The sequence below is a fragment of the Alcaligenes sp. LTN-3 genome (assembly GCF_059735605.1).
In genome coordinates this window covers 1584475-1598425 of the sequence record NZ_JCAPDN010000001.1, presented here as the reverse complement: position 1 = coordinate 1598425, position 13951 = coordinate 1584475, and the positions used below count along the sequence as shown (strand labels likewise).

The window sequence follows — 13951 nt, the reverse complement described above, 5'->3', positions numbered from 1 at the left end:
AAGCCGGCTTTTTATCAGAGTGTCTGCAAGTCAGGAACTTACAGGCCCAGTACGTCCCGCATGGTGTACAGGCCGGTGCTTTTATCGCCCAGGAAACGGGCGGCACGCAGGCTGCCATTGGCATAACCGGCACGGCTGCTGGAGCGATGCGAAATTTCGATGCGCTCGCCTTCACCGCAGAAAAACACGGTGTGGTCGCCCACAATGTCGCCACCACGGACAACGGAAAAACCAATGCGGCCATCCTGACGCGCCCCGGTATGTCCGTGACGGGCCCAGTCGGCTACATCGTTCAGGGATTCGCCCCAGGTCTGGGCGATGACTTCACCCATGGCCAAGGCGGTGCCCGAGGGTGCATCCACCTTGTTGCGATGGTGGGCTTCAAATACCTCGGCATCGAAGCCCTGGTTCAACAAGGCAGCGGCCATTTCAATCAGTTTCAAGGTTGCATTGACGCCCACGCTCATGTTCGGGGCGAAGACAATGGCAATCTCGCGGCCAGCGGCTTGGATCTGTTGTTTCTCTGCTTCAGAAAAGCCGGTGGTGCCAATCACCAGACGGGTGCCGTGTTGGACGCAGGCATCCAGATGGGCCAGGGTGCCTTCAGGGCGGGTGAAGTCAATCAGGCAGTCGGCTTGGGCCAGGGCGTTCAGATCGTCCGTGATCTTGATTCCCGTGTCTTTACCCAGAAAAGCTCCTGCATCCTGGCCGATGGCTTTGGAGCCGCTGTGGTCCAAGGCGGCGGCCAGTGTCAGGTCGGTACTGTTCAAAACAGCTTCAATCAGCATACGGCCCATACGGCCGTCTGCGCCAGCAATGGCAATGCGCATGTATCCAGTGTCCTTAACGTAAAGCTTAAAGCGTGGGCTGGTTGCCGGTCACGCTGGGCGTGGGGGCCGTATTTTCGGCGTCAGCGGGAGGCGGCGTTTGTTTCTTGCCGGTATCGCTGCGCTCGAATGGTTGGCGATCAGGCTGTTCGTCGCCTTGCCAGCGAACCAGGGTGTCGCCTTCAAACCAGACGGTGAACGTGCGCTGCTCGATCTTGCCGTAGCCAGGTCGGTTCAGGTAAGGATAGTCCCAACGGTCGGCGTGGAAAATGTCTTGCAAGGTCGGTGAGCCCAGCAGATAACGTACCTGTTCGCGAGTCATCCCCGGTTGCAGGCGGGCCACTTGCTCGGCAGTGATCCAGTTCCCCTGCTGAATGTCTGCGCGGTATGGGAAGCCCCATTTGGAGGATCCGCAGGCGCTCAGGGCGGCGGCAGCCAAGCTGGCTGCGAGTATGGCGCGGATGACAGGAGTGAATGAATTGGCCTTCTTCTGCACGAAATGCCCCAGTAGGAATAAAATCGTTATCATATAAGGGTTTAGGAAAAAGCGCATGAATTGCGCGTTGAACCGCCTCAAGACGAGCTGGTTTTCAATCAGAACGGACTTGAGATCCATCCCCATCAAGATGCGATAATTTAGCCATGAACGATCAAAATGAACTGAAGAACATGGGGCTTAAGGCGACGTTTCCACGCCTGAAGATTCTGGATATTTTTCGCCGCTCCGATCAGGACGGCCAACGACACCTGAGCGCTGAAGACGTATACCGTTTGCTCATTGCTGAAGAAGTCGATATTGGTTTGGCCACGGTATACCGTGTGTTGACCCAGTTTGAACAAGCCGGCATTTTGGTGCGTAGCCAGTTTGACGGCGGCAAGGCCGTCTTTGAACTGAATGATGGCGATCACCACGATCACCTGATTTGCACCAATTGTGGCGTTGTCGAAGAGTTTACCGACAGCAATATCGAAGCCCGTCAGCATCAGGTCGCACAGGATCACGGTTTTGTGCTGGAGAGCCATACGATGCTGTTGTATGGTATTTGCCCCAAATGTTCGGAAGCGGGCAAGCAGGCCAAGCCCGGTTTGCGTAGTTAATTCTGTTGTAGCTGGCCCGCAGGCCCAGGATCTGACGATTGGGGGGCAGGATAGCCAGGACGGCATTCTGAAAATTCAAAGAACAGTCAGATTCAGGCCATAGGGCATCACAGCCGGACATGAAAAAACCACCAGTTGCTGCGGCGCTGGTGGTTTGGTTTGCGTTTCAAAAGCAGCTTTACTGTCGCGCCAGCATTTCCCGTGCATGTTCACGCGTGGTTTGCGTAATTTTCAGACCACCCAGCATACGGGCAATCTCATCTACCCGTTCATCTTGTGTCAAGGGGCGGATCGAGGAAAAAGTCTGGCCTTGTTCGGTCGTTTTCTCGACTTTCAGATGATGGTTCCCACAGGCAGCCACCTGGGGCAGGTGGGTCACGCACAGAACCTGATGGCGTGCGCCCAGCTCTTGCAGTAGACGTCCTACCACTTCGGCCACTGCGCCACCCACACCGGTATCGACTTCATCAAAAATCAAGGTAGGTACACGAGCCGCTTGACTGGCGATCACAGACAGCGCCAGGGAGATTCGAGCCAACTCACCTCCAGAGGCCACTTTGGCCAGTGGACGCGGTGTGACGCCTTCGTGACCTGCAACCAGGAACTCCACGTGCTCGACACCATGGACTTGAGGTTCGCAGGCGGTCAGGGCGACCTCGAAACGGCCGCCTTGCATGGCCATGGACTGCATGGCCTGGCTGACTTGTTTGCCAAGCTGCACACTGGTTTTGCGTCTTGCCGCACTAAGCTTGCCGCTAAGCTCCTGATACTGCTTCTGCGCGTGCTGGGCCTTGGCTTGCAAGGCCTCCAAATCAAAAGATTGCTGTAACTGTGCGAGCTGCTCCTGCCAGGAGTCCAGCAGACTGGGTAATTCCTCGGGCTCCACTTTCAGTTTGCGCGCGGCACTGAAAATGGCTGACACCCGCTCCTCTGCTTGAGCCAGGCGCTCGGGGTCCAGCTCCATATCGCTTAAGTAGCTGTTCAGATCCGAAGCCGCTTCGGTGACGGCAATTTGTGCCGACTCCAGCGCATCCACAATCGCTTGCAGGCCAGGGTCATGGCGCAATAGGGCACTCATTTCGTGGCTGGCCTTGCCCAGCAGTTGCTGTACCGAGGTTTCCTCGCCATCCAGAGCGGTCAGGGCCAGCGCACTGCCATCAATCAGGGCTTGAGCATGAGACAGACGGGTGTGTTCTTGTTGTAGCTGGTCCCATTCCCCAGCGCGCAGATTCAGGCTGGAGAGCTCATTGATCTGCCATTCCAGGCGCTCTTGCTCGCGCTTGCCTTGTTCCGCACTTTGGCTGGCTTGTTCGACGGCTTTGCGCGCCTGACTCAATTGCTGCCAGGATTGTGCCACTTGACGCGCCAGTGGCAAATGGCCGCCTTGGCTATCGAGCAGATCGTACTGACTTTGAGGATTCATCAGGCTTTGATGTGCGTGCTGGCCGTGAATATCCACCAGCAATTCGCCCAGCTCACGCAACTGGGTCAAGGTTGCTGCGCTGCCGTTGATGTAGCTGCGGTTGCGCCCTTGCAGGTCAATCAGACGACGCAAGATCAACTCGTCCGAAACATCGAAGTCACGCTCGCTCAGCCAGCGCTGAATGTCTTGTTCGCAATCGAAGTGTGCGCTGACTTCAGTGCGTGTGCAGCCTTCGCGTATGGCTTTGGCATCGCCGCGTGCTCCCAGAACCAGGGAGAGCGCGTCAATCAGGATGGATTTGCCAGCGCCGGTCTCCCCGGAAAAGACCGTGAAGCCGGTGTCGAAATCAATCGTGGCTTGATCCACGATGACAAAGTCTCGAACGTGCAGGGTACGGAGCATAGAGGTTTATTCGTTTTCGTCGTTAGGCAAAGGGATGTGATTCCAGCCCAGTTTTTGGCGCAGAGTGGAAAAAAAGCTGTAGCCCTTGGGATGGATAAAGCGAATGGTGTCCTGGGAGCGACGCACATCAATGCGGTCTCCCTGCTGACAGTCGGACCAGGTTTGCATGTCAAAGTGCACACTGCCACCTGATTCCACCCGGCCCAGTGCCGTAATGGTCAAGTTCAAGGTACCTGTGTCGGGTAGCACGATGGGCCGGTTAGACAGGGTTTGCGGCGCGACAGGCACCAGCAAAAAGGCTTTCAGGGACGGGTGCAGCAAGGGGCCGCTGGCGGCCAAAGCATAGGCGGTCGAGCCGGTGGGAGTGGAGATGATCAGGCCGTCCGAGCGCTGGCGATACATGAATACACCATCCAGTTCTACGCGCAGCTCGATCATGCCGCCACGGCCAGCGCGGTTGATGACCACATCGTTCAGGGCCACGCCTGAATACAGCACTTGTCCGTCGCGCACGACGCGGCCTTCCAGCATGGAGCGCTCTTCAACGTCATACTCGCCTTTGAGAACGCTCAGCAAGGCGTCGTTGGCGTCATTCAAGGGAATATCGGTAATAAAGCCCAGGCGACCATGGTTGATTCCGATCAGGGGGACTTTACTGTGGGCTAATTCGCGAGCCGCGCCTATCATGGTGCCGTCGCCGCCCATCACGATAGCCAGATCGGCGTGTTCGCCAATTTGGGCATAATCGCCGATGGGAAATTCGGTAATACCGGCATTCTGGGCGGTTGTGGCCTCAAGCAATACCGAGCAACCAGTGCTGACCAGGGTATTGGCCAGCGATCGGATGGGCGCATCCAAGCCGGAGTCCTGGTATCTGCCAACAATGGCAACCGTTTTGAAATGCATGGGGCGAAAACCTTAAGATTAATGAAATAATGGCGATCAGTGGATTATAGAGTTGCCACTCTAGGCTTGGCTGTAAGATTCTCCCCTTTATCATGCAGTGCTGGTGTTTTTAAGTGACGTACGCGACATGGATGACAGAGCAAATGCCTTGTTGAAGGTGCTGATCGAGCGTTACATCGCCGATGGTCAGCCGGTAGGGTCTCGTACCTTATCGACCGTTTTTGATTTTTCTCCGGCCACCATTCGAAATGTGATGGCCGAGTTGGAAGGCTTGGGACTGATTCACAGCCCGCACACCTCGGCGGGGCGTATTCCCACGCCCAAGGGTTACCGCTTGTTTGTGGATCGTCTATTAGCGGCAGAGCGTTTCGAGCGGCCTGATGCTCGCAACCTTAGCCAGTATCTGCCTTTTGATGAACCCAACCGGGCGGTCAGTTCCGCCGCTGCCTTGCTGTCGAATCTGTCGCAGTTTGCTGGCGTGGTGCTGGCACCGAAAAAAGCGCAGACCTTCCGGCAGATTGAGTTTATTCGCCTGTCCGACAAGCGGGTGTTGCTGATTATCGTCACACCAGATGGCGATGTGCAAAACCGTATCCTGTTTGTGCCGCGTGATTACCTGGAGCAGGAGCTGGTCGAGGCCAGCAACTTTTTCAATCAGCATTTCTCTGGCCTGTCTTTTGAGTCGGTCAAGCTGGCCTTGTCGCAGGAGCTTAGCTCTTTGCAGGCGGACATTTCGCGCCTGATGCAGCAAGCGGTGGATGTAGGCAGCCATCAGCCTGACAGTGAGGAGGCCGTGGTGATCGCTGGCGAGAGCAAGTTGTTAAATGTCTCGGAAATGGTGGCGGACATGGATCGTTTGCGCCGTCTGTTTTCCCTGTTCGAGAAAAAAACCGATCTGTTGCATCTGCTGGATGTGTCCAGCCAGGCTGAAGGGGTGCAGATTTATATCGGCGGAGACTCCCAGCTCCTGCCGCTGGATGATGTCTCTGTGATTACCGCCCCGTATGGAGTGGACGGCAAAGTCGTGGGTACGCTGGGTGTGATCGGGCCATCGCGGATGGCGTATGATCGTGTGATTCCGATCGTGGACATTACGGCTCGGCTATTGTCCAATGCCCTGAGCCATCACTCGGCCAGTTAATGGATAGATCTTCAACCTGTTGGCAGGCGGAAGGTTTGCTGGCTGTCTAAGGTATTAATCATCATGCCCAAGTTGTTTGCTTCTCCTTATTTGCCCGAAGAGCAGGACGCCGATATGTTCAATGACCAGGCTCCGGTACGCCAGGCTGGGCCGGTCGGTATCTTGCTGGTCAATCTGGGTACGCCGGATCAGCCCGATGCGGCATCCATTCGCCGTTATCTGGGCGAGTTTCTGTCTGATCCTCGGGTAATTGAAATCCCGCAGCCGGTCTGGCAGATTATTTTGCGCCTATTCATTTTGCCCCGCCGTCCCAGCAAGCTGGCGCCGCGTTACAAAGACATCTGGTTGCCGCAGGGCGCCCCCTTGCTGGTCTATAGCCAGGCCCAGGCCGATGGTTTACAAAAGTTGTTGCACTCGCAGGGCCACGATGTGAAGGTGGAACTGGGGATGCGTTATGGCAACCCGTCCATTGCCAGCGGACTGGATAAATTGAAAGCTGCAGGTTGCGAGCGGATTTTGAGTTTGCCCCTCTATCCACAATATGCAGCCAGCACGACCGCGACAGCGGTCGATTGTGTCGCGGCGCATCTGGGCAAACAGCGCAATCAGCCAGAGCTGCGTTTTCTCAAGCGCTATCACACGCACCCGGATTACATTGGTTCCTTGGCAGCGCTGATTCGTCGTTATTGGGATGAACATGGCAAGCCAGAGCGCTTGTTATTGAGTTTTCACGGTTTGCCACGCCGCTGCGTGGAACTGGGTGACCCTTATTATCGCGATTGCCGTGAAACGGCCAATGCCTTGCGTGCGGCGCTCGATGAGCCTGCTGTAGAAGTCCACATGGCTTTTCAAAGTCGCTTTGGTGCGCAGCGCTGGCTGGAGCCGTACACCGAGCCTACCTTGCGTGAGTGGGGTAAGCAGGGGGTAGGACGTGTCGATGCCGTTTGCCCCGGTTTCTTGGCAGATTGCCTGGAAACCCTGGAGGAGATTCAGGTGGAGTGTCGCGACGCCTTTTTGGAAGAGGGCGGTCGCGAGTTCCATTACATTCCTTGCCTGAATGACGACCCGCAATGGATCGAAGGTCTGGGACGGCTGGCTGTGCAGCATTTGGGAGGCTGGTTGCCCAGCCGTCTGGTGTCAGCCCAGTAGTGGCCAGGGAAGGTTTAAACGGGCCGAGCGAGCAAAATACGAAAGCAGGTCTTGAACTGGGGGCAGATGCCCCCATTTTTATGCGATCAACGAATTCTGTAGTGGAGAAAAATCGAATGGCTACACACGCCGATCCCAATAAGCCTCTGGACGGGGAAGTGACGGAAAACACGCCTGAGCAGGCGCAAACGGGCACCGTCGAGCAAGACCAGCCAGAGATTTTGGCCCAGCAGCCTGAAGAGTGTTCGGCTGATCTGGCGACCGAATTGGCCCAGGCCCAGGAGAAAGTGTCGCAGTATTACGACCAGTTGCTGCGTGCCAAAGCTGAAGTGGAAAACATCCGTCGTCGTGCGGATGATGATGTTGCTAAAGCCCGTAAGTTCGGCACCGAGTCCTTTGCCGAAAGCCTGATTCCGGTGCGTGATAGCCTGGAAGCAGCCCTGGCCCAGGGCGAGCAAAGCCCTGAAACCTGGAAAGAAGGGGTGGAGACGACCTTGCGTCAACTGAACAAGGCTTTTGAACGCAATAGCTTGAAAGAAGTGGCCCCACAAGCTGGCGACAAGTTTGATCCGCATCTGCATCAGGCTATCTCGGCCGTGCCTTCGGAGTTTGAAGAGGGCGCAGTCGCCCAACTGCTGCAAAAGGGTTACACCATTTCGGATCGCGTGTTGCGTCCCGCCTTGGTGATGGTGTCAGCTCCCAAGTAATCAGAGCTTGCCTGACTGTGCCAGCAGGCTTTCCGGGCTAAACCCACTTTCAAGCTTCTTTTCCGGGTTTCTGGCAGGCACAGTGAAAAAAATAGGGCTGTTGCTCTTGAAATGCGTACACAGTTCCCCATATGCATTTCATCAAATAATTTGCTTTCGCAATCAATCTTTTAGTCAGGTAAAAAATCATGGGCAAAATCATTGGTATTGACCTTGGAACCACCAATAGCTGTGTATCGGTGTTGGACGGCGACCAGGTTCGTATTATCGAAAATGCCGAAGGTGGTCGTACGACCCCTTCCATCGTGGCTTACATGCAGGATGGTGAAATCCTGGTTGGCGCTCCTGCCAAACGTCAGGCTGTGACCAACCCTGCCAACACCATTTTCGCGGTCAAGCGTTTGATCGGTCGTAAGTTCACTGAAAAGGCTGTTCAGACAGATATTGAACACGTGCCTTACACCATTGTTGCCGCTGATAACGGTGACGCATGGGTAGAAGCACAGGGCAAGAAGATGGCACCTCAGCAAGTGTCTGCCGACATCTTGCGCAAAATGAAGAAAACTGCCGAAGACTACCTGGGCGAAGAAGTAACCGAGGCCGTGATTACCGTGCCTGCTTACTTTAACGACAGCCAGCGTCAGGCAACCAAGGACGCAGGCCGCATTGCCGGTCTGGATGTCAAACGCATCATCAACGAGCCAACCGCAGCGGCTTTGGCTTTCGGCCTGGACAAGGCTGAAAAGGGTGATCGCAAGATTGCGGTGTATGACTTGGGTGGCGGTACGTTTGACGTGTCCATCATCGAAATCGCCGACATCGACGGTGAAAAGCAGTTTGAAGTGCTCTCCACCAACGGCGACACCTTCCTGGGTGGCGAGGACTTTGACAAGCGCATCATCGACTACATCATCGACGAGTTCAAGAAAGAAAGCGGCGTTGATCTGTCCAAAGATGTGTTGGCCTTGCAGCGTCTGAAAGAATCCGCTGAAAAAGCCAAGATCGAGTTGTCTTCTACGCAGCAGACCGAAATCAACCTGCCTTATATCACGGCAGATGCTTCCGGTCCCAAGCACTTGAACCTGAAGATCACTCGCTCCAAGCTGGAAGCGCTGGTTGAAGACCTGATCGAACGCACGATCGAGCCTTGCCGCGTTGCCATCAAGGATGCTGGCGTGAAAGTGTCGGAAATCGACGATGTGATCCTGGTCGGCGGCATGAGCCGTATGCCCAAGGTGCAAGAGCGCGTTAAAGAGTTCTTTGGCCGTGACCCACGTAAAGACATCAACCCGGATGAAGCTGTGGCCGCTGGTGCCGCGATTCAAGGTTCCGTCTTGTCGGGCGACCGTACTGACGTCTTGCTGCTGGACGTGACTCCTCTGTCCCTGGGTATTGAAACCCTGGGTGGCGTCATGACCAAGATGATCCAGAAGAACACCACGATCCCTACGCGTCATTCGCAAGTGTTCTCCACGGCTGACGACAACCAGCCTGCGGTGACCATCAAGGTGTTCCAGGGCGAGCGTGAAATTGCTGCCGGTAACAAGGCTCTGGGTGAATTCAACCTGGAGGGTATTCCACCAGCAGCACGTGGTCTGCCACAGATTGAAGTGACGTTCGACATCGACGCCAACGGTATCTTGCACGTGTCCGCCAAAGACAAGGGCACAGGCAAAGAGAACAAGATCACCATCAAGGCAAACTCCGGTTTGTCCGACGAGGAGATCGAGCGTATGGTCAAGGATGCTGAGGTCAACGCAGCTGAAGACCACCGCATCGCCGAGCTGGCTGTTGCTCGCAACCAGGCCGAGGCTTTGATTCACTCGACCCGCAAGTCCTTGACGGAATACGGCGACAAGCTGGAAGCGGCAGAGAAAGAAGCCATCGAAAAGGCAATCGCTGATCTGGAGGAAACTCTGAAAGAAGGCGATAAGGAAGCCATCGACGCCAAGGTGGAAGCACTGGGTGTGGCCTCGCAGAAACTGGGCGAGAAGATGTACGCCGACATGCAGGCTCAAGCCGCAGCACAAGAAGGTGCTGAAGGTACAGCCCAGCAGCAGCCCGCCGATGAGAACGTGGTCGACGCTGACTTTAAAGAAGTCAAACGCGATCAGTAATTGAGAGCCTGATTCAGGCTCCCTGGCCCGATCTTTGGCGGCATACGCTGGAGATCGGGCATTATTATTCAAACAGCGGCGTTTGGACGTCGTTAATCAAACATGGCAAAACGCGATTTATACGAAATTCTCGGTGTGGCCAAAAATGCGACGCAGGATGAAATCCGCAAAGCGTATCGCAAGCTGGCCATGAAGTTCCACCCTGACCGTAATCCGGATAGCAAGGACGCCGAGGAAAAGTTCAAGGAAGCCAAGGAAGCGTACGAGATCCTGTCCGACGAACAGAAACGCGAAGCCTATGACCGCTATGGTCATGCCGGAGTCGATCCCAATGCCGGCATGGGCGGTATGGGTGGCGGCATGGGCGGGGCCGGATTTGCAGACGCCTTTGGCGATATTTTTGGTGAAATATTTGGTGGTGGCGGTGGACGTCGCGGCGGTGGCCCTCAGGTTTACCGTGGCGCGGATTTGCGCTATGCGCTCGATATCAGCCTGGAGCAGGCAGCAGCCGGTTTTGATACAGAAATTCGCGTACCAAGCTGGGAAAACTGTGAAACTTGCTCGGGTTCGGGTGCCAAACCCGGTACCTCTGCACAGACTTGCCGTACCTGCCAAGGCAGTGGCGCAGTCCGCATGCAGCAGGGCATTTTCAGCATGCAGCAAACCTGCCCGACCTGTCACGGTAGTGGCAAGGAGATTCCTGATCCCTGCGTGGTGTGCCACGGCGAAGGCAAGGTTAAAAAGACCAAGACTTTGCAGGTCAAGATTCCTGCCGGTATTGATGATGGCATGCGCATTCGCTCCAGCGGCAATGGCGAGCCTGGCGTTAACGGTGGCCCTGCCGGTGACTTGTATGTGGAAATTCGCATCAAGCCGCACGGTATTTTCCAGCGTGATGGCGAGGACCTGCATTGCGAGCTGACCATCCCGTTTACCACGGCAGCCTTGGGCGGAACGGTGGAAGTGCCTACCCTGACAGGGCGTGGCGAAATCACCATTCCAGAAGGTACTCAAGTGGGCAAGACATTCCGCTTGCGCGGCAAGGGTATCAAGGGCTTGCGCTCTAGCTACCCTGGTGACTTGTACTGCCACATTCAAATCGAGACACCTGTCCGTCTGAACGAAGAGCAAAAGAAGTTGCTGCGTCAGTTTGAACAGGCCTTGAACGATGGTGGCGTCAAGCATTCGCCCAAAAGTGAGTCCTGGACGGATAAGGTGAAGGGTTTCTTCTCCTGAATCCTGCAAGGGATAGCGAAATAAAAAGCCCGGTACATGTGTACCGGGCTTTTTTATGCCTGCCTGAACAGGCCCTGGGTTTCAGCTATCAGGGCTGGGCTTCCAGTGCAGCCGGGGCATCAGTTGGAGCTGGGGCGGGTGCCGGTCCTTGCTCTGTTTCCTGGGCTTCAGGAGCGGCAGCACCTTGTTTCTGGCGTTCGTGGTCTGCGGCAATTGCCACGACCATTTCCTTGGGTTTCAGGTATTTGCGCAAAGCCGCATTGACCTGTTCGGCATTGAGTTTTTGCAGCTCCTGGTCCATTTTCTCGGACCATTCAAAGCTACGACCCAGGTCCAGGTAGTTCAACCAGGCGCTGCTGACCACGGTGTCCTGGCTGCGCGACAAGCGACGATAATTCAGCAAGGCATTCACACCTTCTTTGACCTCTTGCTCGCTAAAGCCATCTTTCAGTGTTTGAGTCAGTACTTCGTCGATGGTCTTGCCCAGTTTTTCGCTGTTACTGGGGGCGTGGATGGCATAGACCTTCCACGAGCCATTGGGCTCATAGCTGGACGCCTCCACCTGACTGCGTACGTTGTAGGACAAGCCATCTTCCACTCGCACGCGGTTCCACAGGCGCGAAGTCTCAGACAGGCCCAGCAAGTAGTTGGCCAAGTAGACAGCCGGAAAGTCAGCATCGCTGTCTTGTAACTTCAGACCCAGATCCGCTAGATAAAAGGCGTTGGCCTTGTCTGGGGTGTTGATATCGAAGACCTTGGGGGCCACGGTTTGCAGTGGGTCGTCCGGACGCTGGTAGGTCGGGGCTTTGCGCCAGCCCTTCAGACCCTCCGCCAAAGCCTTGCGAACTTCTTCCTTGTCAAAGTCGCCCACGGCGCTAAAGGCGACATCGCCCGTACCGTAGAATTTTTGATGGAAGTCCCGTACTTGCTTGATGTTTACCGCTTGGACTCGCTCTATGCCTTCCTCAAAGCTGGGCGTGTAGCGAATATCGTCTTTAGGCCAGGGGTTGGTATAGCGTTCAATGGCCTGGCTTGCCAGGGCTGCAGGCTCGGTACTGGCCGATTTCAGGTCGGTTACAACGGCTTGCTGATATTTCTTGAGCTCGTCTTCGGGGAAGTTCGCCTCGCGCAGCACATCCAGCGCCAGAGCAATGGCTTTAGGCAGGTTCTCTCGATTCGAGGATAGGCTCAGGTACAAACGGCCATTGGAGCCGCTGGTGCTGAACTGGGTTTGCATGGCGGTGAACTGGTCGGAAATCTGTTCCCGATTCAGCTTTTTGGTGCCGGTGCTCAGCAGGCTGGCCACGGCAGCGGCGGTAGCGGTCTGGTTCTTGAGTTGATCAGGTGAGCCAAACTTGAAGGACAAGCGGGCCTCCACACGTTCAGCGCGCGTTCCCTTGGGTAGTAGCGCCATTTTCACTTCGCCCAGGTCCTTGCCCAGGGACAGGGGCTGCAGATCAGTGCGGGCCATGATGTTGGCAGGGCTAGGATCAAAGGCTTCTACCGCTTTGCCACTGTCCTTGCCGGTATAGTCTTGCACCAGTTTGGCCACATCTACTGTAGTGGCTTGCGGGGCGCGCAGCGGTTTTTCTGTAGGGATGTATAAACCATTGCTGCGGTTGCTGGCTACCAACCAGGTCTCCAACGCCTTTTGAACGTTTGGCAGCTTGGCCGCTTCTACCCGGTCGCGCTGCAGAAAGAACAAACGCCAGTCCCCGCTGGCAGCCGCTTCAGACAGTGCGCTGGCCAAGCTGGAGGGATTGGCATAGGTCTGTGTCCAGCCTGTCATCCATTGGCTGCGGATGCGCTCCAGATCCGTCTCTTTCAGCGGGGACTTGGCTAAACCCTCCAGCGTGTCATTCATGACCTTCAAGGCCTTTTGCTGATCCATATCGGGTTTGAGCTCGGCGCCAAACAGGGCGTAGCCCGGATCGTGGCTTTCGGAGTCAAAGCTAAATACGCTGGTAGCCAGGTTCTGGTTGACCAGGTTCTTGTACAACTGTCCGCTGGGGGTATCGCCCAAGGCGCTGATGCCCAGGCTCAGGTCCATATATTCCGGGCTGGCGGCGCTGGGCAGGTGGTACAGCGACATGATCAGGGGGGTACCACCGTGTCGGCGCAAGGTGACTGTGCGCGTGCCGTCTTGCACCGGCTCAACCGTGTATTCGGGGCGCAGTGTACGAGTTGGCTTGGGGATGGAGCCAAAGGCCTTGGCAATGTTTTCCAGGGTTTGATCGGTGTCGAACTGCCCGGTTATAAAAAGCACGGCATTATCGGGCTGATAGTAATCGTGGTAGAACTTGCGAAGCTGTTCAATATCCACATTTTCTACGTCGGAGCGGGCGCCGATCGTGGTCTTGCCGTAGCTATGCCATTGGTAGGCGGCAGCGGTCAGTTTTTGCATCAGAACACGGAAAGGGCTGTTTTCACCGCTTTCCATTTCATTGCGTACCACGGGCATTTCCGCTTCCAGATCCTGCTTGTCGATCAAGGCGTTGACCATGACATCGGCTTGCCAGTCCAGATACCATTTCAGGGTTTCGGGATCTGCAGCGAAGCTGGCAAAGTAATTGGTACGGTCGCTGGAGGTGGTGCCGTTGGCTTCCAGACCGCGCTTGGAAAATTCGCCCAGCGCATTGCGCAAGGTGGGCGTGCCGCGAAACAGCATGTGCTCCAGCAGATGAGCCATGCCGGTTTGCCCGTAGTTCTCGTGTCGTGAGCCGACCAGATACGTCATATTGACCGTGGTCGTGGGTTTGGAGTCGTCTGGGGCCAGAACCAGGCGCAGGCCATTGTCCAGAGTGTATTGAGTGACGCCTTCGACAGAGGGACCTTGGGCCAGACCTGCGGGTAGGGCATAGGCTGCCAGCGAAGTGGACAGCAGCGCAGCCCCTGCAAGATGGCGCAGGCGCAGGGCGGCAATCAGTACAGAGAGTTTCATGAAC

The 13951-nt window shown here is 55.9% G+C and carries 11 protein-coding genes; 6 read left to right on the top strand and 5 right to left on the bottom strand.

The annotated features are described in order from the left end of the window. Positions 1 to 38: 38 nt before the first annotated feature. Positions 39 to 830: a 4-hydroxy-tetrahydrodipicolinate reductase gene (gene dapB / locus AC6I6N_RS07485; RefSeq protein WP_094197415.1), complete on the bottom strand. Its 792-nt coding sequence runs from the start codon at positions 828 to 830 to the stop codon at positions 39 to 41. A 25-nt stretch (positions 831 to 855) separates the two neighbouring features. Further along, a complete protein-coding gene (locus AC6I6N_RS07480; protein ID WP_319802190.1) occupies positions 856 to 1323 on the bottom strand; it encodes an outer membrane protein assembly factor BamE in 468 nt (155 codons plus the stop codon). A gap of 146 nt (positions 1324 to 1469) precedes the next feature. Here AC6I6N_RS07480 and fur point away from each other — a divergent pair, with 146 nt between their 5' ends. Then, the gene (gene fur / locus AC6I6N_RS07475) at positions 1470 to 1925 is read left to right on the top strand and encodes a ferric iron uptake transcriptional regulator (RefSeq protein ID WP_094197413.1); all 456 of its coding nucleotides are present in this window, start codon (positions 1470 to 1472) and stop codon (positions 1923 to 1925) included. 178 nt (positions 1926 to 2103) lie between these two features. Here fur and recN read toward each other — a convergent pair whose 3' ends face one another. Together recN and AC6I6N_RS07465 are read right to left on the bottom strand one after the other, a co-directional pair. Next, positions 2104 to 3750 carry a DNA repair protein RecN gene (recN, locus tag AC6I6N_RS07470; protein ID WP_125278089.1) on the bottom strand — a complete coding sequence of 549 codons (1647 nt, stop codon included), beginning with the start codon at positions 3748 to 3750 and terminating at the stop codon, positions 2104 to 2106. 6 nt (positions 3751 to 3756) lie between these two features. Continuing rightward, the gene (locus AC6I6N_RS07465; protein ID WP_094197411.1) at positions 3757 to 4656 is read right to left on the bottom strand and encodes an NAD kinase; all 900 of its coding nucleotides are present in this window, start codon (positions 4654 to 4656) and stop codon (positions 3757 to 3759) included. Between the two features lie 127 nt (positions 4657 to 4783). Between AC6I6N_RS07465 and hrcA the strand changes: the two genes are divergently transcribed. The 5 genes from hrcA (at position 4784) to dnaJ (ending at position 11006) form a co-directional block, all read left to right on the top strand. After that, positions 4784 to 5797, top strand: a complete 1014-nt coding sequence (gene hrcA, locus AC6I6N_RS07460; protein WP_094197410.1) for a heat-inducible transcriptional repressor HrcA — start codon at positions 4784 to 4786, stop codon at positions 5795 to 5797. Positions 5798 to 5860: 63 nt separating this feature from the next. Beyond that, on the top strand, positions 5861 to 6946 hold the full coding sequence (gene hemH / locus AC6I6N_RS07455; RefSeq protein WP_094197409.1) for a ferrochelatase: 1086 nt from the start codon (positions 5861 to 5863) through the stop codon (positions 6944 to 6946). A gap of 116 nt (positions 6947 to 7062) precedes the next feature. Further along, complete coding sequence (gene grpE, locus AC6I6N_RS07450) at positions 7063 to 7653, top strand: nucleotide exchange factor GrpE (protein WP_094197408.1); 591 nt, start codon at positions 7063 to 7065, stop codon at positions 7651 to 7653. A 188-nt stretch (positions 7654 to 7841) separates the two neighbouring features. Continuing rightward, positions 7842 to 9770: a molecular chaperone DnaK gene (dnaK, locus tag AC6I6N_RS07445; protein WP_094197407.1), complete on the top strand. Its 1929-nt coding sequence runs from the start codon at positions 7842 to 7844 to the stop codon at positions 9768 to 9770. 102 nt (positions 9771 to 9872) lie between these two features. Next, positions 9873 to 11006: a molecular chaperone DnaJ gene (gene dnaJ, locus AC6I6N_RS07440; protein WP_094197406.1), complete on the top strand. Its 1134-nt coding sequence runs from the start codon at positions 9873 to 9875 to the stop codon at positions 11004 to 11006. An 88-nt stretch (positions 11007 to 11094) separates the two neighbouring features. Here dnaJ and AC6I6N_RS07435 read toward each other — a convergent pair whose 3' ends face one another. Further along, entirely contained in the window at positions 11095 to 13947 is a 2853-nt protein-coding gene (locus AC6I6N_RS07435) for a M16 family metallopeptidase (protein ID WP_497943356.1), read from the bottom strand. Positions 13948 to 13951 lie beyond the last annotated feature (4 nt).